The organism is Flavobacterium sp. 90, assembly GCF_004339525.1.
Taxonomy (GTDB): domain Bacteria; phylum Bacteroidota; class Bacteroidia; order Flavobacteriales; family Flavobacteriaceae; genus Flavobacterium.
In genome coordinates this window covers 2,462,258-2,483,637 of the sequence record NZ_SMGE01000001.1, presented here as the reverse complement: position 1 = coordinate 2,483,637, position 21,380 = coordinate 2,462,258, and the positions used below count along the sequence as shown (strand labels likewise).

19 protein-coding genes are annotated in these 21,380 nt (G+C 34.5%); 9 read left to right on the top strand and 10 right to left on the bottom strand.

All coding sequences use genetic code 11. The annotated features are described in order from the left end of the window. Window positions 1-22: 22 nt before the first annotated feature. The 5 genes from panC (at window position 23) to C8C83_RS10025 (ending at window position 6,417) form a co-directional block, all read left to right on the top strand. Window positions 23-901, top strand: a complete 879-nt coding sequence (gene panC, locus C8C83_RS10045) for a pantoate--beta-alanine ligase (RefSeq protein ID WP_121328318.1) — start codon at window positions 23-25, stop codon at window positions 899-901. Between the two features lie 14 nt (window positions 902-915). Then, entirely contained in the window at window positions 916-1,266 is a 351-nt protein-coding gene (panD, locus tag C8C83_RS10040; protein WP_017495920.1) for an aspartate 1-decarboxylase, read from the top strand. A gap of 496 nt (window positions 1,267-1,762) precedes the next feature. Next, window positions 1,763-2,917 (top strand): alpha/beta hydrolase-fold protein, encoded by a 1,155-nt coding sequence (locus C8C83_RS10035; RefSeq protein WP_121328316.1) that lies wholly within the window; start codon window positions 1,763-1,765, stop codon window positions 2,915-2,917. Then, window positions 2,917-4,278 carry a DNA repair protein RadA gene (radA, locus tag C8C83_RS10030; RefSeq protein WP_099709947.1) on the top strand — a complete coding sequence of 454 codons (1,362 nt, stop codon included), beginning with the start codon at window positions 2,917-2,919 and terminating at the stop codon, window positions 4,276-4,278. The genes C8C83_RS10035 and radA overlap by 1 nt, the downstream gene beginning before the upstream one ends. 159 nt (window positions 4,279-4,437) lie before the next feature. Then, a complete protein-coding gene (locus tag C8C83_RS10025) occupies window positions 4,438-6,417 on the top strand; it encodes a biosynthetic peptidoglycan transglycosylase (RefSeq protein WP_121328313.1) in 1,980 nt (659 codons plus the stop codon). Window positions 6,418-6,698: 281 nt separating this feature from the next. Here the strand turns inward: C8C83_RS10025 and C8C83_RS10020 are convergent, their stop codons facing one another. From C8C83_RS10020 to C8C83_RS10010, 3 genes are all read right to left on the bottom strand, one after another. Continuing rightward, on the bottom strand, window positions 6,699-7,736 hold the full coding sequence (locus tag C8C83_RS10020) for an aldo/keto reductase (protein WP_158598146.1): 1,038 nt from the start codon (window positions 7,734-7,736) through the stop codon (window positions 6,699-6,701). Window positions 7,737-8,366: 630 nt separating this feature from the next. Then, complete coding sequence (locus C8C83_RS10015; protein WP_099709950.1) at window positions 8,367-9,311, bottom strand: OmpA family protein; 945 nt, start codon at window positions 9,309-9,311, stop codon at window positions 8,367-8,369. A 205-nt stretch (window positions 9,312-9,516) separates the two neighbouring features. Beyond that, entirely contained in the window at window positions 9,517-10,278 is a 762-nt protein-coding gene (locus tag C8C83_RS10010) for an exodeoxyribonuclease III (RefSeq protein WP_121328311.1), read from the bottom strand. A gap of 118 nt (window positions 10,279-10,396) precedes the next feature. Here C8C83_RS10010 and C8C83_RS10005 point away from each other — a divergent pair, with 118 nt between their 5' ends. Next, complete coding sequence (locus C8C83_RS10005) at window positions 10,397-12,199, top strand: lysophospholipid acyltransferase family protein (protein WP_099709952.1); 1,803 nt, start codon at window positions 10,397-10,399, stop codon at window positions 12,197-12,199. Window positions 12,200-12,529: 330 nt separating this feature from the next. Here C8C83_RS10005 and C8C83_RS10000 read toward each other — a convergent pair whose 3' ends face one another. The 4 genes from C8C83_RS10000 to C8C83_RS09985 all read right to left on the bottom strand — a co-directional run bounded on the left by C8C83_RS10000 (window position 12,530) and on the right by C8C83_RS09985 (window position 14,763). Further along, window positions 12,530-12,793 (bottom strand): TM2 domain-containing protein, encoded by a 264-nt coding sequence (locus C8C83_RS10000; protein WP_121328309.1) that lies wholly within the window; start codon window positions 12,791-12,793, stop codon window positions 12,530-12,532. A gap of 79 nt (window positions 12,794-12,872) precedes the next feature. Next, window positions 12,873-13,157 carry a TM2 domain-containing protein gene (locus C8C83_RS09995; protein ID WP_121328307.1) on the bottom strand — a complete coding sequence of 95 codons (285 nt, stop codon included), beginning with the start codon at window positions 13,155-13,157 and terminating at the stop codon, window positions 12,873-12,875. Between the two features lie 16 nt (window positions 13,158-13,173). Continuing rightward, on the bottom strand, window positions 13,174-13,602 hold the full coding sequence (locus C8C83_RS09990) for a DUF805 domain-containing protein (RefSeq protein ID WP_121328306.1): 429 nt from the start codon (window positions 13,600-13,602) through the stop codon (window positions 13,174-13,176). A 213-nt stretch (window positions 13,603-13,815) separates the two neighbouring features. Next, on the bottom strand, window positions 13,816-14,763 hold the full coding sequence (locus C8C83_RS09985; protein WP_121328304.1) for a 2-hydroxyacid dehydrogenase: 948 nt from the start codon (window positions 14,761-14,763) through the stop codon (window positions 13,816-13,818). A gap of 345 nt (window positions 14,764-15,108) precedes the next feature. Between C8C83_RS09985 and C8C83_RS09980 the strand changes: the two genes are divergently transcribed. The 3 genes from C8C83_RS09980 to C8C83_RS09970 all read left to right on the top strand — a co-directional run bounded on the left by C8C83_RS09980 (window position 15,109) and on the right by C8C83_RS09970 (window position 17,589). Beyond that, window positions 15,109-15,798 carry an alpha/beta hydrolase gene (locus tag C8C83_RS09980; RefSeq protein ID WP_121328302.1) on the top strand — a complete coding sequence of 230 codons (690 nt, stop codon included), beginning with the start codon at window positions 15,109-15,111 and terminating at the stop codon, window positions 15,796-15,798. Between the two features lie 175 nt (window positions 15,799-15,973). Beyond that, window positions 15,974-17,119: a Na+/H+ antiporter NhaA gene (gene nhaA, locus C8C83_RS09975; RefSeq protein WP_121328300.1), complete on the top strand. Its 1,146-nt coding sequence runs from the start codon at window positions 15,974-15,976 to the stop codon at window positions 17,117-17,119. 68 nt (window positions 17,120-17,187) lie between these two features. Continuing rightward, window positions 17,188-17,589: a cytochrome c gene (locus tag C8C83_RS09970; protein WP_121328298.1), complete on the top strand. Its 402-nt coding sequence runs from the start codon at window positions 17,188-17,190 to the stop codon at window positions 17,587-17,589. Between the two features lie 374 nt (window positions 17,590-17,963). Here the strand turns inward: C8C83_RS09970 and proC are convergent, their stop codons facing one another. The 3 genes from proC to rsmA form a co-directional block, all read right to left on the bottom strand. Further along, window positions 17,964-18,740, bottom strand: a complete 777-nt coding sequence (gene proC / locus C8C83_RS09965; protein ID WP_121328296.1) for a pyrroline-5-carboxylate reductase — start codon at window positions 18,738-18,740, stop codon at window positions 17,964-17,966. A 375-nt stretch (window positions 18,741-19,115) separates the two neighbouring features. Then, complete coding sequence (gene mgtE / locus C8C83_RS09960; protein ID WP_121328294.1) at window positions 19,116-20,522, bottom strand: magnesium transporter; 1,407 nt, start codon at window positions 20,520-20,522, stop codon at window positions 19,116-19,118. Continuing rightward, window positions 20,512-21,291 carry a 16S rRNA (adenine(1518)-N(6)/adenine(1519)-N(6))-dimethyltransferase RsmA gene (gene rsmA, locus C8C83_RS09955; RefSeq protein WP_121328292.1) on the bottom strand — a complete coding sequence of 260 codons (780 nt, stop codon included), beginning with the start codon at window positions 21,289-21,291 and terminating at the stop codon, window positions 20,512-20,514. The genes mgtE and rsmA overlap by 11 nt, the downstream gene beginning before the upstream one ends. Window positions 21,292-21,380: the final 89 nt, after the last annotated feature.

The following is a 21,380-nucleotide window of genomic DNA, read 5'->3' as shown; positions in this document are numbered from 1 at the left end:
TGCAGTTTATAACTAATATATTATGTTTGCACTAAATTTTAATAATACTGGCATGCATATTTTCTACGGTAAAGTAGCATTGATAGCCTATTTAAAAACTATCAAAACGGTAAATTCAACCATTGGATTTGTACCAACAATGGGCGCTTTACACCAAGGGCATTTAGCTTTAATGCAAAGATCACTTAAAGAAAATGACGACACAGTTGTGAGTATTTTTGTCAATCCAACGCAATTCAACAATCCCGAAGATCTCGAAAAATACCCGCGAACACTTGAAGAAGACGTAAAAAAAATGCGAGGTTTAAGTGACAAAATAATTTTATACGCACCTTCAGTGGATGATATTTATGAAGGACACACGATTTCTCAATCTTTCGACTTTGACGGACTGGAAAATCAGATGGAAGGGAAATTCAGACCAGGACATTTTAACGGAGTCGGAACTATCGTAAAACGTTTATTCGAAATCGTTACTCCAACAAATGCTTACTTTGGAGAGAAAGATTTTCAACAATTACAGATTGTAAAGAAAATGGTCGAAAAGAACGATTTACCCGTAAATGTTGTGGGTTGTCCAATTTTTAGAGAAGAAAACCAACTCGCAATGAGTTCCCGAAACGAGCGTCTAACGCCGGAAGAAAGAAAAGAAGCTTCTATTATTTATAAAGTTTTGACTGAAGCCAAAGAAATATTCCAGACAAATACTCCCGAAGAAACCATCGCTTTTGTAGAAAATTCTTTCAAAGACAATAAAAAGTTTGACTTAGAATATTTTGTAATTGCTGACGAATCCACATTATTACCTATCGATCACAAGAGTAAAGACAAAAACTACCGTGCATTTATAGCAGTATTTGTTAATTCTATAAGACTGATTGATACCATTTCATTAAATTAATTTACCTTTGCACCATGCAAATTCAAGTTATAAAATCAAAAATTCATCGTGTTAAAGTAACCGGTGCCGATTTAAATTATATTGGCAGTATTACTATCGACGAAACATTACTGGAAGCCTCAAACATTATTGAAGGTGAGAAAGTAGCTATTGTAAATATCAATAATGGCGAGCGTTTTGAAACTTACGCCATTAAAGGAGAAAAAAATTCAGGCGAGATCACACTAAATGGTCCCGCAGCAAGGAAAGTTCAAAAAGACGATATTATTATCATTATATCTTATGCAACCCTGGAATTTGAAGAAGCTAAAACCTTCAAACCATGGATCATTTTCCCTAATGAGAACGACAATTCGTTAACATAAGATTCTCTTTTACACTTTATACTTATACTATTTGTCAAAATTATTTTGAACAAACAAGATTACTTTTCCCTAAAAATAAAGAAATAAATCTAACCGCAAAGTTCACAATCCCGATAGCTATCGGGATACGCGAAGTTTGGAAAGTTTTTTAGCCACAGATTGCACAGATTAAAAGGATTTTGATCGTGTTAATTTATGAATTCGTGGCGGAATCTAATAAAAAAGTTCGCAAAGTTTTTATCTACAAAGCTTTGCGAACTTTGTGTTTTTAAACATACTACTTAGATAAAAATCTTAGCGTACTTTGCGTTTAAAACAATTAGTCAATACAAAACATTTTATATTTTTAAGCAAGTTTTCACATTCATCCAAATAAAACAAATTTTCACTATAATTTTGATCTCTTTTAAACGTTCTCATTGACAAAAAAGCAAATTAAAGTACTATATTGCTACACTATTTCAATACTTTTTAATTCTCTGAAATGCCACAAATCATGAAAAAAGTTTACTTACTAATCCTTTTTATTTCAATTTCTGTCTTTTCACAGAAAACATTCGACAACATTCAATCTGAGAAACTTGGAGAAGAAAGAAGAATAACCATCGGACTTCCCGCTTCTTACGAATCTAATCCAGACAAAAAATATCCGGTTCTTTATTTATTGGACGGTGATTATTTATTCGATCCATTTTCCGGAGCTTTAAGTTACGGAACCTATTGGGACGATTTACCGGAGATGATTATCATAGGTGTTCACCAAAATAAAGATGGAGAACGTGAAGACGACTCAACAATTGATCAAAATACAGGATTACCATTTGAAAAAGGAGCTAAATTTTTTGAATTTATCGGAGCAGAATTAGTTCCTTATATCGAAAAAAAATACCGCACATCTCCATTCAGAGTTATTGCAGGCCATGATATTACAGCAAGTTTTATCAATTTTTATTTATATAAAGAAGAACCGCTTTTTAACGCCTATATTTGTTTAAGCCCGGAACTTGCTCCAAAAATGGAAGTTCGTATTCCGGAGAAATTTGCCAAAGTAACAAAACCATTCTTCTATTACCTTTCTGCTGCTGATGGCGACATCAAAAAAATTAAAGAACCAATAGAAAAACTAGACAGTAATATTAAAATCGCAAATAATCCGTTAGTAAACTATAAATACGAATTATTTAAAGGAACAACTCATTACACAGAAGTGTTACATTCAATTCCGAGCGCATTATATCAGATTTTTGAAGTTTACCGACCTATAAATTCTGCGGAATACAATGATAAAATTGCCGTTCTTCAAACTGGTTATGCTGATTATCTTCAAAACAAATACGACATGATGTCTAAAGTTATGGGAGTTCAGATTCCGGTTAGAATGAGCGACTTTAAAGTAATCGAAAATATTATTCTAAAGAGAAATGCTTACGACGAATTAGGAAAAATGGCTGAAATTGGAAATGTAAATTATCCTAAAGCGATGCTTGGAGAATATGAATTAGGATTGATGTATGAAAAAATGGGAGATCCTAAACACGCTTCAAAAAAATACCAAAATGCTTCGCAAATGGAAGCAATTGGTGATTTGAATAAAGATTTGATGTACGAGAAAATCGACGAAATGAATACACTTGCAAAAAAGACCAAATAATGTCAAAAGTTAAAACTTCTTTTTTTTGCCAAAACTGCGGAACCCAATATGCCAAATGGCAAGGACAATGCAATGCGTGCAAAGAATGGAATACAATTGCCGAGGAAATTATTCAGAAACAGGAAAAAGTAGCCTGGAAAAGTGAACCTACTCCAAGCGGTAAAGCGCCTCGCCCGTTAAAAATTAACGAAATTGATTCGGCGCTGGAAATCCGTATGGATACAACCGACGGCGAATTAAACCGTGTTCTTGGTGGCGGAATTGTTCCGGGATCTTTAACACTTTTAGGTGGTGAACCCGGAATTGGAAAAAGTACGCTTTTACTTCAAATCTCCCTAAAATTACCTTATAAAACACTTTATGTTTCTGGTGAAGAAAGCCAGAAACAGATAAAAATGCGTGCCGAAAGAATAACGCCAAATAGCGACAATTGCTATATTCTAACGGAAACTAAAACGCAAAACATATTCAAACAAATTGAAGCGATTCAGCCTGAGATTGTGATTATCGATTCGATCCAGACTTTACATACCGATTATATCGAATCGACTGCCGGAAGTATTTCTCAGATTAGAGAAACTACTGCTGAACTAATTAAATTTGCCAAAGAAACCAATATTCCGGTTATTTTAATTGGACATATTACAAAAGACGGAAATATTGCCGGACCAAAAATTCTGGAACATATGGTTGACACCGTTTTACAATTTGAAGGCGATCGAAATCACGTTTACAGAATCTTGCGTTCCTTAAAAAACCGTTTTGGCTCAACTGCCGAATTAGGAATTTACGAAATGCTTGGAAGTGGATTAAGAGAAGTTTCTAATCCATCAGAAATATTGATTTCGCACAAAGACGAAGAAATGTCGGGAACTGCAATTGCCACAACCATGGAAGGCATGCGTCCGCTAATGATCGAAATACAATCGTTGGTAAGTACTGCAGTTTACGGAACGCCACAACGCAGTACGACTGGTTACAACGCCAAAAGGCTAAACATGATTCTGGCGGTTTTAGAAAAAAGAGCCGGATTTCGCTTAGGCGCAAAAGACGTTTTCCTCAATGTTACTGGCGGAATTTCTGTTGATGATCCTGCAATTGACTTAGCAGTTGTTGCAGCTATTTTATCGTCAAACGAAGATATTCCGGTTACTAAAGGTTTCTGTTTTGCAGGTGAAGTTGGACTTTCGGGAGAAATCCGACCTGTAAATCGCGTAGATCAAAGAATTCAGGAAGCCGAAAAATTAGGATTCACCACTATATTTGTATCTAAGTACAATAAAATAGCCTTAAAAAACACTGGAATCAAAATTGAGCTTGTTGCTAAAATTGAAGATATTGCCAGTATTCTTTTTGGGTGATTTTTTTGCCACGAATTTCACTAATTAAACACGAATTTTTATTTAATTTTAATGCAAATTCAAATATGCTGCACTATCTATAATTCGAGAAATTAGCGAAATTCGTGGCGAAAAACTGTTCGCTTTGCTAACAGTTTTAAATTTTCACAAATCTACTTTATGAAATTTCCAAAACTAAATATTCCAAAACAAAAAATATTTAAAGCCTTAAAAATACTTGCCGTAGTATTGGTCTTGATTTTAATTGGTCTTTACTACTTTCGTGATTCGCTTTTAAAACAAGCTATTGCTAAAGTTACACACAAAATGGCGGTCGATTACAACAGTACATTTTCTGTAAAATCAGCTTCTTTTGAAGGTTTATCCGGAATTAAACTAACAGATGTTATTTTGGTTCCCAAAAATGCGGACACACTTTGCCACATTCATAAAATAGAAACCAGCATAAGTTTGGCCAATTTATTAATTGGAGATGTTCAGGTTGGAACTTTAAAAGTGGACAACGGATATATTCAATTGGTTAAAAAAGGAAATGTCCGCAATTTTGATGCTTTTCTAAAAAAAGACAGATCAGATACCGATAAAAATGAAAAAAGAAAATATGCCGCTTTTGCATATCGTATTATTTCAAAACTACTGAATTTGGTTCCGACTGATATGGATTTAAAAAATCTAAATTTCAGAATAGACGATAACGGCAAAAAGACGTCAATTGCCATAAATAAACTCGTTTTAGACAACAAACAACTCGAAACCAATCTTCATGTTCAAAGCAAAGATTTTGATCAGCGCTGGAACATAAAAGGTTTTGCAGATCCAAGAAACAAAAAAGCAGATATCCGATTCTTTAATTTAGATACAGGCGCCATTCGTGTTCCTTATTTAGACGAACGCTACAACCTGAAAGCAAGCTTTGATTCGATCCGATTAAATGTTCAAAACATAGAAAAAGACGGAAGCGAATTGCATATCGACGGTTATACTTCGATCACAAATTTGAAAATCAATCATCCAAAAATTGCCAGCAAAGATGTAATTATCAAAAATGCGCGTTTTGATTATCGCTTTTTATTGGGGAATGACTTTATTTCGATTGACAGCACTTCGACGATGCAGTTGAATAAGATAAAATTGCATCCGTACGTTTCTTATGATACCGAAAAAGACACGACTTATACTTTGAAAGTCGATATTCCGAAAATGAAAGCGCAGGATTTTATCGTTTCATTACCTGACGGATTGTTTACGCACTTTCAGGGAATGGAAGCAACCGGAAACTTCGATTACAAACTCGATTTCAAATTCAATAAAAACAAACCAAATACTCTGGTTTTTGACAGTAAACTAAACAAGGAAGATTTAAAAATCACCAAATACGGTGAAGCCGATTTAAATAAACTAAACGGTGAATTTGTCTATCGCGCTATTATTCAAAATGTGTTACAACGTCCGGTTTTGGTTGGAAACGCCAATCCTAATTACACGCCATTAGATCAGATTTCGCCTTATTTAAGAAAATGTGTTCTTACAACCGAAGATCCTTCGTTCTTCTCTCATCGCGGATTCATCAATGAAGCTTTCAAACAATCTATTCTAAAGAATATCAGAACCAAAAAGTTCTCTCGTGGCGCCAGTACAATTAGTATGCAGCTAATTAAAAACGTTTTCCTCACGCGCGAAAAAACGCTTTCGCGAAAGTTAGAAGAAATATTACTCGTTTATATTCTTGAAAATAACCGTGTGGTAAGCAAAGAAAGAATGCTCGAAGTTTATTTCAATATCATAGAATGGGGACCAAATGTATACGGAATTGGCGAAGCAAGTCATTTCTATTTCCAAAAAAGTCCTTCGGCTTTAAATGTTGACGAATGTTTGTTTTTGGCAACGATTATTCCGAAACCAAGAAAATTCATGTATCAGTTTAACGATCAGGGCAATCTGAAAGATTTCGCAGTAAAAAACCAGAAATTCTTGAGAAACTTAATGTTCCGCCGTGGTTTATTAATTCCAGAAGATACACTTGGACAATTACCGGTTTATATTTCCGGAAATGCTCGTTCGTTAATACGAATCAAAGCTCCGGATTCGACAGCTGTTCCAGCGGATTCTTTATCTATTAGTGATGAATTTGATTTGTAGGTTTTGCCACAAAGACACAAAGACACAAGGTTTTATTTAATCTCGCAAAGACGCAGAGTCGCAAAGCTTTTTTCATAGCCCCTAGCTTCAGCTAGGGGAATAAAATTCACGCAAAAAGGGCTTTAGCCAAACAGTACTGTTTGGCTAAAGCCCTTTTTATTTACTTTATATTTCCATCCAGCTAAAGCTGGAAGCTATTGAACTTAAGAAATTAAACTTTGCGACTCTGCGTCTTTGCGAGATTAAACAAATATCTACCAAAGTCTTCTCGACATAACAGCTTACGGCGCAGGATCAGGAATTATCGCCTGAACTGCTGCAATCTCGGTCAAAATTTCTTTTGACAAAAACACATCAATTGTATCGATGTTTTCTTTTAATTGTTCCATTGTCGTTGCACCAATAATCGCACTTGTTAAAAACGGTTGTTGCAACACAAATCCCATTGCCAATTCAGTTAAAGTCAAACCGTGTTTATGAGCGATTTCCTGATACAATTTTGTTGCTTGTGTACATTGTTCGCTATTATAACGTGTGTATTGCGGAAAAAGATTGATTCTCGCATTTGGATGCGCTTCTCCCGTTAAAAACTTACCCGTTAAAACTCCAAATGCTAAAGGAGAATACGCCAATAAACCAACATTTTCATATTTAGAAACTTCGGCAGAACCAACTTCAAAAAGGCGATTCAATAAGTTATAAGGATTTTGAACCGTTTTGATTCTTGGTAAGTTGTGATATTTACTTTCTTCCAGGAAACGCATCATTCCCCACGCATTTTCGTTCGAAACTCCAATATGTTTTATTTTTCCTTCTTTGATTAACTCGTCAAAAGTTTCTAAGACCGTTCTGAAATTATCTTCCCAAATAGCATCGTGATCTTTAAATCCGCGTTGTCCAAAATAATTGGTCAATCGTTCCGGCCAATGCATTTGATATAAGTCGATATAATCTGTTTGAAGACGTTTTAAACTATTTTCTACAGCATATTTAATGCTTTCCGGAGAGAAATCTCCCTTTTCACGCATGTACGTAAAATTTGGATTGGGTCCCGCAATTTTAGAGGCCAAAACCACCTTGTCACGATTTCCCGATTTCTTGAACCAGGTTCCAATTATTTTCTCGGTACTTCCGTAAGTTTCTTCACGTGCCGGAACCGAATACATTTCGGCAGTATCAAAAAAATTAACACCTTTTTCAAGTGCATAATCCATTTGTTGATGTCCCTCGGCTTCTGTATTCTGTTGCCCGAAAGTCATTGTTCCGAGGTTTATTTTACTAACTTTTATATCCGTGTTGGGTAATGTTGTGTATTTCATTTTTCTTGAGGTTCTAAGGTTCTGAGAATCTGAGTTGCTAAGTTTTTTTTCTCAGCTTTCAACTTATTCATTATAAAAATCAAATATACGGCGAGATTTTTCAAATGGAAATCCGGTAAAAGTTAAAAAAAGAATAAGGTTTTTTTTGAGGTTCTGAGGCACTGAGGTTCTGAGGTTCTAAGTTTTCTTCATTAGAACAACAAAAATAGAATCTTCTCTTATTTGATAAAGATTTTTAAATTTCGAAAATTGGATTAAAGCGTATAGTCCCTACGGAACAATATTTTGCGGCGGATTTCTACCGACATTTTTCTACCAACATTTAACTCCTAACGGAGTATTTCTTAAAATTGTATTTTCCAAAGATAACTTATTACTAGAGTAAAACATTATAAAAATACTTATTGCTTCAAGTTATCTCGTAGAGATTATATCTTGGTAGACTATTGTTTACACACGATAACAATGTCCCGTATGGGACTACACAATTCTAACAATAATACCCCCAATTTCTACAAACACTAGAAAATTATGCGCGAAAGCCAAAAACCAAAAAAGGCTCAAAGTATAAACTTCAAGCCTTTCTATCTAAAAAATCTTAGAACCTTAGCAACTTAGTACCTCAGAACCTTAATTAATACTATTAAGCATTTCAGCGATTTCATCTAATCTTGGCGTTAAGATGATTTCGATTCTACGGTTTTTAGCTTTTCCTTCCGGAGTTGCATTACTTGCAAGAGGAGAAAACTCGCTGCGACCTGCTGCCGTTAATTTTTGTTTGTTGATTTTAGTGTTTTCACTTAAAATAGCAACAATTGCAGTTGCTCTTTTTGTCGATAAATCCCAGTTGTTTGCAATTGGTCCTGAACCTGCATAAGGATCATCATCTGTGTGTCCTTCAATAAGAACCGAAAGATCCGGATTATCACCCAAAACTTTTCCTAGTTCTACAACTGCTTTTCTACCTTCTACTCCAACTGCCCAACTTCCTGAATTGAAAAGCAATTTGTTTTCCATAGAAACATATACTTTTCCATTTTTCTGTTCTACTGTAAGACCTTTACCTTCAAAACCGTTTAAGGCTTTTGACAAAGTTTCTTTTAGTTTTTTCATTGCAGCTTCTTTTGCTGCAATCATAGCTTCAAGTTCGTTTAGACGACTTGCTGTTTTGTCTAAGCGCGCTTGTTCATCCGCTAGTTTTTTAGATTTTGCTTCTAATTGAGCCAACAATTCACGGTTTTTAGCCATATTACTTTCTAATGCATCATTGCTGTTTTTCTCTAATGCATTATAAGAATCCTGCAAAACCTTATATTTATTTTGTGCTGCAGCCAAATCTGCTTTTTGCTTTGCAAGATCAGCCTTTGTGTCGTTTAGATCTTTGGTTAAAGCATCACGATCTAATTCTAGCTGATTTTTTGATTTTTGCAAACTCGCATTTTCATCTGCAATTGAGCGATTTTCTTTTTTTAGATCTGAATATTTTGTTTCAAGATCGTTGTAAATTTTCTTGGATACACATGAAGTCATAGACATTGCTACAACCAGTAATCCGATAGAGGCCTTTTTAATCATACTGTTTTTTATTTGGAGGGTATTAATAATTCTAAAATTTCTTGTTTAACCGAGAGCCCTAGCCCTGATGGAAGCGGCATCCTTTTTCTGGCTCCTTTAGCCAGGAAAAGATATAGCGGACAGCAGGAAATAGCTCCTTCGACTTCGCTCAGGATGACAACTATAAACTAAAACCACCAATCACTCAACAAGAACAATACCACTTTTATTCTATCTCAACTAAAACCGGGCAATGATCTGAATGCACAGCATCCGGAAGAATCACAGCACGTTTTAAACGATGTTGCAAAGAATCGCTTACCAAATTATAATCGATACGCCAACCTTTGTTGTTTCCTCTGGCTCCGGCGCGGTAACTCCACCAGGAATAATGATGCGGATCTTTGTTGAAATGGCGAAAACTATCAATGAAACCAGATTTCATAAACCCGTCAAGCCACGCACGTTCTGCCGGTAAAAATCCCGAAACGGTTTTGTTACGTACCGGATCGTGAATATCTATAGCTTCATGGCAAATGTTGTAATCACCGCAAATAATAAGATTTGGAATCGTAAGTTTTAGCTCGTTGATATAAGTTTGAAAATCATCCATAAACATAAATTTATGATCTAATCTTTCAATATTTGTTCCTGAAGGAAGGTATAAACTCATTACAGAACAATCATCAAAATCAGCGCGAAGGTTACGACCTTCAAAATCCATGTGATGAATTCCGGTTCCAAAAACGATATTGTTTGGTTTAATTTTAGATAAGATAGCCACGCCACTATATCCTTTTTTAGTAGCCGGATAATAATATTGATATGGATAACCTGCAGCTGTAATATCGTCTACGGGAATTTGCTCTTGTGTAGCTTTTATTTCCTGAAGGCAAATCACATCTGGATTAGCATGTTGCAGCCATTCGATAAAACCTTTGGTAATTGCGGCACGTATTCCGTTTACATTATAAGAAATAATTTTCATCAGTGTTTTTTTTAGGATTCCAAATGTAATAAAAAAGTGGAAAGTTTGTGTTTGAATCAACGAAAAGTAGAGTTTTTTGTTATCTTTGTTCGCTGCTCTAATAAATTAAAAATAGTACATGGGTTTAGTTACCGCGAAAGAAGTTGCAAAGGCAATAAATGTTGAGAAGTACGGAGTTCTTGGTACTTTTTCAGGCTGGATTCTTATGAAGGTTCTTAAGATCTCAACCCTTAATAAAATTTACGATCATAATAAACATTTAGAGGATGTTGCGTTTTTGAATGGGATCTTGGATGAAATGGAAATTAAGTTCGAAATTCCGGAAGAAGATCTAAAACGTTTACCTAAAGATGGCGCGTATATCACCATTTCAAATCATCCGCTTGGAGGAATTGATGGTATTTTGCTTTTGAAATTAATGCTCGAAAGAGAACCAAATTTCAAAATCATCGCTAACTTTTTATTACACAGAATTGTTCCGCTTAAAAAATATATAATGCCGGTTAATCCTTTTGAAAATCATAAGGATGCTAAATCGAGCGTTGTTGGAATCAAAGAAACTTTACGCCATTTAAGTGATGGAAAGCCGTTGGGAATTTTCCCTGCCGGGGAAGTTTCTACCTATAAAGATGGAAAACTAGTAGTTGACAAACCTTGGGAAGAAGGCGCTTTAAAGTTAATTAGAAAAGCTAAAGTTCCTGTAGTTCCAATTTATTTTCATGCTAAGAACAGTAAATTATTTTATTGGCTTTCTAAAATTGATGATACTTTGCGAACTGCAAAATTACCATCAGAATTGCTTACGCAGAAAGATCGTGTAATTAAAGTTCGTATTGGAAAACCGATTTCTGTAAATGAGCAAAACGAAATTGAATCGTTTGAAGAGTACTCAGAATTTTTAAGAAAGAAAACCTATATGCTTGCAAATCCTTTTGAAAAGGATAGCAAACTATTAGATACCGCAAGTTTAAAAATACCAAAAGCACCTAAAAAAATCGTAACACCTGCAAGTGAATCAAAAATGCTTGACGAGGTAAATATGCTAAGAAACAGCGATTGCCGTTTGTTACAAAGTAAAAATTACGAGGTGTTTTTTGCAAGAGCAAAATCAATTCCGAATGTTTTGCACGAAATTGGTCGTTTGCGTGAAATCACTTTTCGTGAAGTTGGCGAAGGAACAAATGAATCTATCGATTTAGATAAATTTGACCAATATTATCACCATATGTTTTTATGGGATGATGAAACTAAAAAAATCGCGGGTGCTTACCGAATGGGATTAGGTTCTGAGATTTACCGTAAATACGGAATAGAAGGTTTCTATTTGAATGACTTATTTAGATTTGAACCAGAACTTCATGATATGATGCATAAGTCTATAGAAATGGGTCGCGCATTTATCATCAAAGAATATCAGCAAAAACCAATGCCTTTGTTCTTATTATGGAAAGGTATTATTCATACAACTTTACGTTATCCTGAACATAAATATTTATTAGGTGGTGTGAGTATTAGCAATCAATTCTCTGACTTTTCGAAATCATTGATGATTGAGTTCATGAAATCGAATTATTACGATCCATACATTGCACAATATATTCACCCGAAAAAGGCTTATAAAGTAAAACTGAAAGACGCTGATAAAGATTTTATCTTCGACGAAGCAGAATCTGATTTGAATAAGTTTGATAAAATCATTGATGAATTAGAACCAGGAAATCTACGTTTACCTGTTTTAATCAAAAAGTACATCAAGCAAAACGCACGTGTTGTAGCTTTTAACGTCGATCCTTTGTTCAATAATGCTATCGATGGTTTAATGTACATTAGAATCGCAGATATTCCGGAAAGCACTATGAAACCGGTTATCGAAGAGTTTCAAATAGAATTGGAGCGCAAATTATCTGAGAAAGAAGATTAATTACAACGATTATTATAAAATTAAAATCCCATTCCGCCACGGCAGAATGGGATTTTTTAATTACAATTTTTTTCTCAAAACTAGTTCTTCTGTTCCTTCCTAACAATTTTACCAAATCTTTATTTTTTTGAGATTAAACGTAACCTGACATACATTTAAATCCCTTTAAAGAGAACAACTAAACTTCGTTTGTAAAGAAATACAATATTAGTTTGTAAAGGAACTGGAAACGTCCCTTAAAAGTCATTAAAACAAAAGAAAAAGATATTTATAATAACTCCTAAAAAGCAAAAGTCCCATTCGCCGCGGCAAATGGGATTTTTTTATATTTTAGAACCAAGGTTTTCTACCAACCTGATATGTTTGATAAAACTCTTCATCTGTTTTAGTCAAGTAGATAATTCCTTCGATAAGACCAATGACTGCACCTATTCCACATGCAAAAGTTAGAAGAAGCTGAATAATTCCCTCTTTAGTGTAACCTAAATAAAATTTATGAACTCCTAAATAACCTAGTAAAATTGCAAAGATTCCGCTTACAACTTTTTTATTTTCAGGCTTGGTAACTCCAAATTCTTGTTGTGTATTTTCCATGTTCTTAATTTAAAATAAATGAATATAATTTCTATAAAAAAAGTCCCATTCGCAATTACGAATGGGACTTTGATATGTTTTAGAACCAGCCTTTTTTACCAACCTGGTACGTTTGATAAAACTCTTCGTCTGTTTTAGTCAAATAGATAATTCCTTCGATAAGACCAATAAGACTACTAATTGCTCCACAAGTAACGATACCAATAACTAATTGAATTATTCCCTCTTGAGTATATCCTAAAATAAATTTATGCACGCCAAATACGCCTAATAAAATTGCCAAAACTCCGGCAACAACTTTTTTATTCTCTGGTCTCGTCTGTGGTGTTGGCGTATTCCACGCCTCTGGTTTAGTATTTTCCATTATATTTGATTTTTAATTATTGTAATTCAACTTTTCCAATTTCATTGATGTCTTCAATATCATTTTTAGGATCTGGTCCATATTGATTTGGTCCTTGAGTACCTTCAGTACAAAATAAAATCAATATCCAAATAGCTCCAATGAACGGAATAAAAGCTATAAAATAAAACCACCCACTTTTACCAACATCATGTAATCTTCTGACAATAACAGCCAAACCTGGCAAAAAGGTTGCCGGAACATAAAGCCCTAAAAAAAGAGCATATCCTATGATTAAACCTGTAGGAACATCTCCCAAAAGCCCGCCAATAATAGCTCCAAGAGCTAATAATAAAACAGAAATTAACCCATTAGCAAGTGCAAAATACCAGTATTCACTTCTTCTTGCACGACCTTTAAAATTACTATAGTTTTCAAAAACCACTTTTTTGTACCATTCAATCATAAAATCATACTTTAGTTAATTAACACCTACTCTATTTTGGGATTTTCGGTTACTCCTTTTTAAAATTTTGTTAAAATTCGGAAACAATATTAAAAAAAAATAAACTTAAAAACTAATTATGAACGTTACTTTTACAGAAAAAACCTGTTATTAAAAATATAATTGATTTAAGAAAAAAAAAACAGTAATACATTAAAAATCAATATCAAATATTTATTTACCGTAAACCGCTTTGATTTTATCTACGATAACCTGCGCCAAACGCTCGTGGCTCTCAAAAGTCCAACCGGCAATATGAGGCGTTAATAAAGCATTTTTGGCTTCCAGTAAATATTGAAAAGCTTCGGGAGTATTTTTATCCTGAAATAATGTTTCAAAAGATAATTTCTCATACTCTAGAACATCCAAACCTGCACCCAGAATCTTTTTAGACTTCATGGCTTCAACTAAATCTGCCGTGACGATATTTTTGCCGCGAGAAGTATTTATAATCCAAAATGGCTTCGAAAACGCGTTTATAAAATCAGCATTGACCATTTTATCCGTTTGCGGAGTCCACGGAAGATGCAAACTCAAAACATCTGCTTTTTGCTGTAATTCCTGCAACGAAACTTGTCGGGCATTTTCATCTCCAATATTTTCTAAAATATCTTGAAACAAAACTTCTACATCAAAACCACGAAGTTTTTTAGCAAACGCTTTTCCCATATTTCCGTAACCAATAATTCCAACAGTTTTTCCATCAAGTTCATGACCACGATTGCTTTCACGATTCCAATGTCCGGCTTTAATTTCAGCGTCGGCTTGATTCAAATTATTAAAAAGTGATAAAATTACGCCAAGCGAATGTTCTGCAACAGCGTTGCGATTACCTTCGGGAGCAGCGATTAAGTGAATTCCTTTTGCTTCGGCATAATCACAATCGATACTTTCTAAACCCGCACCAACTCTGGCAATAAACTGTAAATTGGTAGCTTTATCCAGAAACGTTTTGTCAATTTTAAAACGGCTTCTGATTACGATTCCATTATAATCCTGAATTTTAGCTTCAACTTCTTCTTTTGAAGATTTAAAATCGGCGTGATTCTCAAAACCGGCATCTTCTAATTGTTGCCATAAAATTGGGTGATTGCTATCGATGTGAAGAATTTTTATGCTCATTACTTTTAAATTTTATTAAAACAAAAATACAGCTTATTCTCTATTTAAGTCATTCTTTAAGTTTACTGTTTTTAGGATTAATTTCTGAAGACAGACAAAACTTAATTAAACTCGCTTCAGAAAACTAAACATCATCTCTTTCTTATTTCCGAAACAAAACATTAATCACTGACTTTCAACCAATTAAATAAAAACATCCATTCAATCTTAACATTTTCAAATTGTTTAATTTCATACTTTTATAGATAAAATTTTACTTCAAAAAACGACACGCCCCTTTTTGTTTCATCCTACATTGAATTTTAATTAAGCAATTATATTTTAATCAATCTAACAATAGTAATTATGGCAACAAAAGATTTAACCATTATTTTGGTTCACGGTGCTTGGGGTGATGGTTCGCATTGGCAACATGTAATTCCGGGATTAGTAAAAGAAGGCTACAAAGTACGAAGTGTTCAAAATCCTTTAACTTCTTTGCAAGATGACATTAACAAAACTCAGGATTTAATTGACGCTCAGGAAGGAAAAGTTTTATTGGTAGGACATTCCTATGGAGGAGCGGTAATTTCAGGAGCGGGAAATCATGAAAAAGTTGTAGGCTTAATTTACATTGCCGCATTTGCTCCTGATGCCGGTGATAGTTTAGGAGCGCTTTTAGGACGCAGAGCCGGATCTGGCGGAGCAAGCATTTATCCGGACGCCAAAGGTTTTTTATGGATTAAGTACGATGAATTTCACGATGCATTTGCTCAGGACTTAGACAAAGAACAGGCATTGATTTTATCTTTGGCACAAAAACCTATACACGGACAATGTTTTGGAGATCAGGCAGGCGAACCTGCATGGAAAACAAAACCAAGCTGGTACCAAATCTCTAATTTTGATAATATGATTCCTCCCGAAACAGAGAAAGAAATGGCAGAGAGAATAAACCCTAAGAAAACAATTCACTTAGATGCAGGACACGCTTCTTTAGCATCACATCCCAAAGAGGTAACAAATTTAATCTTAGAAGCAGCTGCAACATTCTAAAAACATCAAAAACCGCTAAATATTGGCGGTTTTTTTATTTGAAAGCTAATGATAAATTAAGAACCTCAAACATCATAATTTTTAATTGGTCAGATTTTTTTTTAACTTTGAAGATATAAGAATTACAGGCTTTCGCCGAATTTCTTTCCTCACAAAACATTAGAACTCCTTCAATATGAAACTAACCAAGACTTTTAAAGCCTTTTTTGAAAATGAAAAATCAGGAGGAATACTATTACTCTTTGTCACTATTATATCACTTTATCTTGCCAATTCGTCTTTTCAGACAGAATATATTGCTTTCTGGGAAAAAGACATAAACGGACATTCCATCACACATTGGATTAATGATGGTTTAATGGCTATTTTCTTTTTACTAATTGGTTTAGAATTAGAGCGGGAAATTTATCATGGTGAATTGTCTAATATCAAAAATGCTTCTTTGCCAATTATGGCCGCTCTTGGTGGAATGTTGGTTCCTGCCTCCATTTTTCTGGCTTTAAATTTTGGAACCGCAACTCAAAACGGAGCAGGAATTCCAATGGCAACAGATATCGCGTTTGCAATTGGTATTTTATCGCTTTTAGGAAAAAAAGTTCCTTCATCACTAAAAGTTTTTCTAACTGCATTGGCGGTTATTGACGATTTAGGAGCTATTATTGTAATTGCCGTTTTCTATACGACTTCTATTTATTTTATAAATCTAGCTATCGCTTTAGGAATCTGGGCATTCTTGTTTGTTTTGAATCGAATGAAAGTTACAAACCTGATCCCTTACTTAATTGGAGGAGTTGTAATGTGGTATTTTATGCTAAATTCAGGAGTTCACGCAACTATAACCGGAGTTATCTTAGCTTTTGTAATTCCGTTTGGTGATGGCGGAGAAAATTCTTCTTCTTATAAACTGCAGCACTTTTTACACAAACCTGTTGCTTTTATAATTTTACCCTTGTTTGCCATTGCAAATACATGCATTGCAATTGAATCTGATTGGCACGAAGGCTTGAATCACCCAAATACATTTGGAATCATTTTAGGTTTAGTCGTTGGAAAACCTCTGGGGATTTTACTTTTCTCTTCTATTGGAGTAAGTGCCGGATTATGTTCTTTACCAAAAAATCTAAAATGGGCGCATATTCTAGGCGCAGGAATGTTGGGCGGAATCGGTTTTACAATGTCCATCTTCATTACGATTCTGGCTTTTAAAGATCCTGAAACAATTGTATTTTCTAAAATCGCCATTTTAATTGCCTCCATACTTTCCGGTATTTTTGGATTAGTTTATTTGAAATTTACTTTGAATAAGAAAAAAGCAGCTTAGTTTTATTTTTTATTAAATCCCAAACTCCAACACTATTTAATCAGAGTTTTTATATTAGTTGTTACTAAATGAAAAAAATCAAACAAATTCTTCTTTTATCAATAACACTTATTACTCTCCTAATTGGAGTAATATTCTATCAAATAAAAACTTACGTTCCGCCAGCTTTTGATTGTAGAATGCCAGTTCCTGACTTTTGCGGAACACCCGATTATACAGAAAACGCAACAAAGGGAAAAGAAATTTTTAATGCAAATTGCGCAGCTTGCCATAAAAAACATGCCAGATCTACGGGACCTGCACTTCAAAACGCAGATTCCTTAGTAATACTAAAATGGTTAACCAATAAAAAGAATAAAATAGACCGCACAAAAATTGAAAAATTTGGAATTGACTATCATAAAATGACATTCTCAAAAGCTCTAAACAAAGAAGAAGTAGCCAATCTAATTGAATATTGCAGAAATTAACGAGTTCAATACACTATATCTTTTTATTAAAATCAACATTCTTTACGCCTATTCACCTTTGTCAAAGTTTAAAACTTTGACAAAGGTTTCGCAATCCCTTTAAAACGACAAACCCAACAGGTTTTAAAAACCTGTCGGATTCATGAGACTCCATAAAAAAAAACAAAATTCCAATTATCATCCACAATCTTGTCATTTCGACGAAGGAGAAATCACACTCGTAATTCGACAAAGATTGACGACTTATAGGAGCGGAGTTTCTTATGTGATTTCTCCTCCGTCGAAATGACAAAAAAACCGATTTATTATAAAAACTAAAATCCAAATTCCAATTCATAAAAATTGGAATTTGGATTTTAAATATTTAAATTTTCCTACCCTTTAATCTGCTTCAAAGAAGTTTTGATTCCTTTAATTAAAGAAGAACTGAAACCATTATGTTCCATTTCATTCAAACCAACGATTGTGCAGCCTTGAGGCGTCGTTACACGGTCGATTAATTGTTCCGGATGTACTTTCTCCTCTAATAACATTTTTGCCGCTCCTTTCACAGTTTGTGCCGCAATTGCCAAAGCTGTATTCGAATCAAATCCTATTTCGATTCCGGCTTGCATTGAAGCACGAATATATCTTAAAGCATAAGCTGTTCCGCAAGCGCCAAGAACGGTTGCCGCATCCATTAATTTTTCATCAATAACCGGAGCTGTTCCTAAATCCTGAAATAAATCTACGATTAGCAATGCTTTTTCTCTATCCTTTTCAGGGAAAGAAATACAAGTTGCCGATTCTCCAAATTGTGCCGCAATATTTGGCATAATACGAATTACCGGATATTCATTATTTGTTTTTTGCTGAAGCATATCAAGAGATAATCCACTAACTGCTGATGCGATAGTTTTCCCTTTTATTACCGGTAAAATTTCAGCAAAAACAGTATCAACCTGATAGGGTTTTATAGTTAAAATCACTACGTCGGCTTCTTGAATATTATGTTTATTGTCTGATGAAACCGTGATTCCGTATTCAGATAAATATTGAATACTTCCCGTGTTTCTTCTTGTAACTGTAACCTGATTGTTTTTTGAGAACTTTGCAATTCCCAAGGCGATGGAAACTCCCAAGTTTCCTCCTCCAATTATGTGTACTTTCATTCTTGGTTGTTTTTTGATTTATTTTTGGTTGTTTAATAGCAGATTTTTCGGCATGTAAATTACGCAGATTTTACAGATTTTAAATCACTGCAATGGATCAATTTGTGGCAAAAATCTAAAAAGCCAGAAATCATTCCGGCTATTTCAAAAGCATTATTCCATCTAAGTCTTTTCGAAAGAAACGCACATGATAGGGATTTACAAAAGTAAAAACGCAGATGAAAACGGATTTTTAAAAATAATAAATGAAAAATCCGTTTTGATCCGCGTTTTCGCGATAGCGAATCAGTTTAATCCGCGTTCCTTTATAGACAATTTAAGATTTGCGTCCGTAATGAACAAACCTTGCACAAAATTTAGGAACCTATAATATTCTTAGAGCAACTTCCCTTTTAATAACAAAGAAGCGATCGTAAAATAAATTACCAATCCTGTTACATCAACTAAAGTAGCTACAAATGGAGCCGATGAAGTTGCGGGATCCAGTTTAAGTTTTTTCAGTAAAAAAGGTATCATTGATCCTGAAAGCGTTCCCCACAAAACAATAAAGACTAACGAAAGCGAAACCGTAAAACCTATCGCTAACCAGTGTTCTCCATATTCGTAAAGACCTGTTTGTTGCCAAACCATAATCCTGATGAAACCAACAATTCCCAAAATCGCTCCAAGTAAAAAACCTGATGCAATTTCTTTCTTCATTACATACCACCAATCCTTTAGCGTAAGCTCTTTCAACGCCATTGCACGAATGATCAAAGTTGCTGCCTGAGAACCGGAATTTCCTCCACTCGAAATAATAAGCGGAACAAATAATGCTAAAACTACAGCTTTCTCAATTTCACCTTCAAAAAATCCCATTGCCGAAGCCGTGAACATTTCTCCAATAAATAAAACAACAAGCCAAGTCGCTCTCTTCTTAACCATTTCACCCAAACGTGTTTGAACATATGGTAATTCTAAAGCTTCCAATCCCCCGAATTTCTGAATATCTTCGGTATCTCTTTTTTCAATTTCGTCTTTGATGACGTCGATAATATCATCAATTGTAATGCGACCAACTAAACGTCCCAATTCATCTACAACCGGAATTGCTTCCAGGTCATATTTATCCATGATTCGAGCAACCTCAACATCCGGAGTTTCAACGTTTACATGATATAACTTTCGAATATAAATATCTGAAATTTGCGTTTTTGTAGAAGTTGTCAATAAATCTTTAAGCGACAATCTGCCTTTAAGTCTGTTTTCGTCATCAACAACATAAATCGAATGTACTCTGGAAACATTCTCTGCCTGAATGCGCATTTCCTTTACGCAAGTTAATACGTTCCAGTTTTCGTTGACTTTCACCAACTCTTTGTGCATGATACCTCCCGCAGTATCTTCGTCGTAACGCAATAAATCAACGATTCCTTTTGCGTGTTCTACGTCCTGAAGCTCGGAGATTACTTCTGCTTTTCTATCTTTCGAAAGTTCACCAATAATATCCGCCGCATCATTGGTTTCAAGTTCATCAAGCTCTTCGGCGATTTCTTTAGGCGAAAGTCGGTTTAAGATTTGCTCTCTTAAATCGTCTTCTAATTCCAGAAGGATTTCAGCCGTTTTTTCGCTATTTAAAACCTTGAATATATAAGTTGCTTCATCAATGTCAATTTCATCAAGGATTTCAGCGAAATCCGCGTGATGCATGTCATTTAATAAAATCTCGAGCTCTTTGTTGTTTTTAGCTTGAATGAGTTGAGCTATTTGTTTAATTAGCTCTTTGCTGATTTTAAACTCCATCGGCTTCTATTTTTTGAGTCAAAACAATAAATTCGTCGACGCTTAACTGCTCCGGACGTTTATCAAAGATAGTGTCTAATCGGAGTTCATCTGATAAATTTAATGTTTTCAAACTGTTACGTAATGTTTTTCGTCTTTGCTGAAAAGCCGTTTTTACTACTGTAAAAAACAACTTTTCCCCACATGGAAGGCTATAATCTTCCTTTCGGGTCATTTTCATCACACCCGACTTGACCTTGGGCGGAGGAATAAAAACGTTTTCATCTACCGTAAACAAATACTCAGTATCATAGAAAGCCTGTGCTAATACAGATAAGATTCCGTACGCTTTTGAGCCTTTTTTCTCGCATATCCTTTCAGCAACTTCTTTTTGAAACATCCCCGAAAATTCCGGAATCTGATGTTTAAACTCTAAAGTTCTAAAAACGATTTGCGTAGAAATGTTATAGGGAAAATTCCCAATAATAGCGAATTGTTTATTTTCGTAAACCTCGTTTATATTATATTTCAGGAAATCCTGAGAGATAATTTTATCTTTTAATTTTGGATAATTTTCACCCAAATACACCACCGATTCTCCATCAATCTCGATCACATGTGTATTAATTGGTTTGTCAAGCAAATACTTAGTCAACACACCCATTCCCGGTCCTATTTCTAAAACCTCATCGTATCCTTTTAAACTTAAAGTATCTGCAATTCCTTTTGCAATACTTTCGTCTTTCAGGAAGTGTTGTCCTAAATGTTTTTTGGCTTTTACTTTTTCCATTTTCTTTATTGTTTGCCTTAAAGGCACTAAGCTCTTTTTGCCACGAAGGCGCTAAGTCGCAAAGTTTTATTTATTTTTCTGTTTTGCCA

What these genes read in the sequence shown, in the direction of transcription:
- panC (WP_121328318.1), top strand. Translation starts at nt 23, where the DNA reads ATGTTTGCACTAAATTTTAATAATACTGGCATGCATATTTTCTACGGT.
- panD (WP_017495920.1), top strand. Translation starts at nt 916, where the DNA reads ATGCAAATTCAAGTTATAAAATCAAAAATTCATCGTGTTAAAGTAACC.
- C8C83_RS10035 (WP_121328316.1), top strand. Translation starts at nt 1,763, where the DNA reads ATGAAAAAAGTTTACTTACTAATCCTTTTTATTTCAATTTCTGTCTTT.
- radA (WP_099709947.1), top strand. Translation starts at nt 2,917, where the DNA reads ATGTCAAAAGTTAAAACTTCTTTTTTTTGCCAAAACTGCGGAACCCAA.
- C8C83_RS10025 (WP_121328313.1), top strand. Translation starts at nt 4,438, where the DNA reads ATGAAATTTCCAAAACTAAATATTCCAAAACAAAAAATATTTAAAGCC.
- C8C83_RS10020 (WP_158598146.1), bottom strand. Translation starts at nt 7,736, where the DNA reads ATGAAATACACAACATTACCCAACACGGATATAAAAGTTAGTAAAATA.
- C8C83_RS10015 (WP_099709950.1), bottom strand. Translation starts at nt 9,311, where the DNA reads ATGATTAAAAAGGCCTCTATCGGATTACTGGTTGTAGCAATGTCTATG.
- C8C83_RS10010 (WP_121328311.1), bottom strand. Translation starts at nt 10,278, where the DNA reads ATGAAAATTATTTCTTATAATGTAAACGGAATACGTGCCGCAATTACC.
- C8C83_RS10005 (WP_099709952.1), top strand. Translation starts at nt 10,397, where the DNA reads ATGGGTTTAGTTACCGCGAAAGAAGTTGCAAAGGCAATAAATGTTGAG.
- C8C83_RS10000 (WP_121328309.1), bottom strand. Translation starts at nt 12,793, where the DNA reads ATGGAAAATACACAACAAGAATTTGGAGTTACCAAGCCTGAAAATAAA.
- C8C83_RS09995 (WP_121328307.1), bottom strand. Translation starts at nt 13,157, where the DNA reads ATGGAAAATACTAAACCAGAGGCGTGGAATACGCCAACACCACAGACG.
- C8C83_RS09990 (WP_121328306.1), bottom strand. Translation starts at nt 13,602, where the DNA reads ATGATTGAATGGTACAAAAAAGTGGTTTTTGAAAACTATAGTAATTTT.
- C8C83_RS09985 (WP_121328304.1), bottom strand. Translation starts at nt 14,763, where the DNA reads ATGAGCATAAAAATTCTTCACATCGATAGCAATCACCCAATTTTATGG.
- C8C83_RS09980 (WP_121328302.1), top strand. Translation starts at nt 15,109, where the DNA reads ATGGCAACAAAAGATTTAACCATTATTTTGGTTCACGGTGCTTGGGGT.
- nhaA (WP_121328300.1), top strand. Translation starts at nt 15,974, where the DNA reads ATGAAACTAACCAAGACTTTTAAAGCCTTTTTTGAAAATGAAAAATCA.
- C8C83_RS09970 (WP_121328298.1), top strand. Translation starts at nt 17,188, where the DNA reads ATGAAAAAAATCAAACAAATTCTTCTTTTATCAATAACACTTATTACT.
- proC (WP_121328296.1), bottom strand. Translation starts at nt 18,740, where the DNA reads ATGAAAGTACACATAATTGGAGGAGGAAACTTGGGAGTTTCCATCGCC.
- mgtE (WP_121328294.1), bottom strand. Translation starts at nt 20,522, where the DNA reads ATGGAGTTTAAAATCAGCAAAGAGCTAATTAAACAAATAGCTCAACTC.
- rsmA (WP_121328292.1), bottom strand. Translation starts at nt 21,291, where the DNA reads ATGGAAAAAGTAAAAGCCAAAAAACATTTAGGACAACACTTCCTGAAA.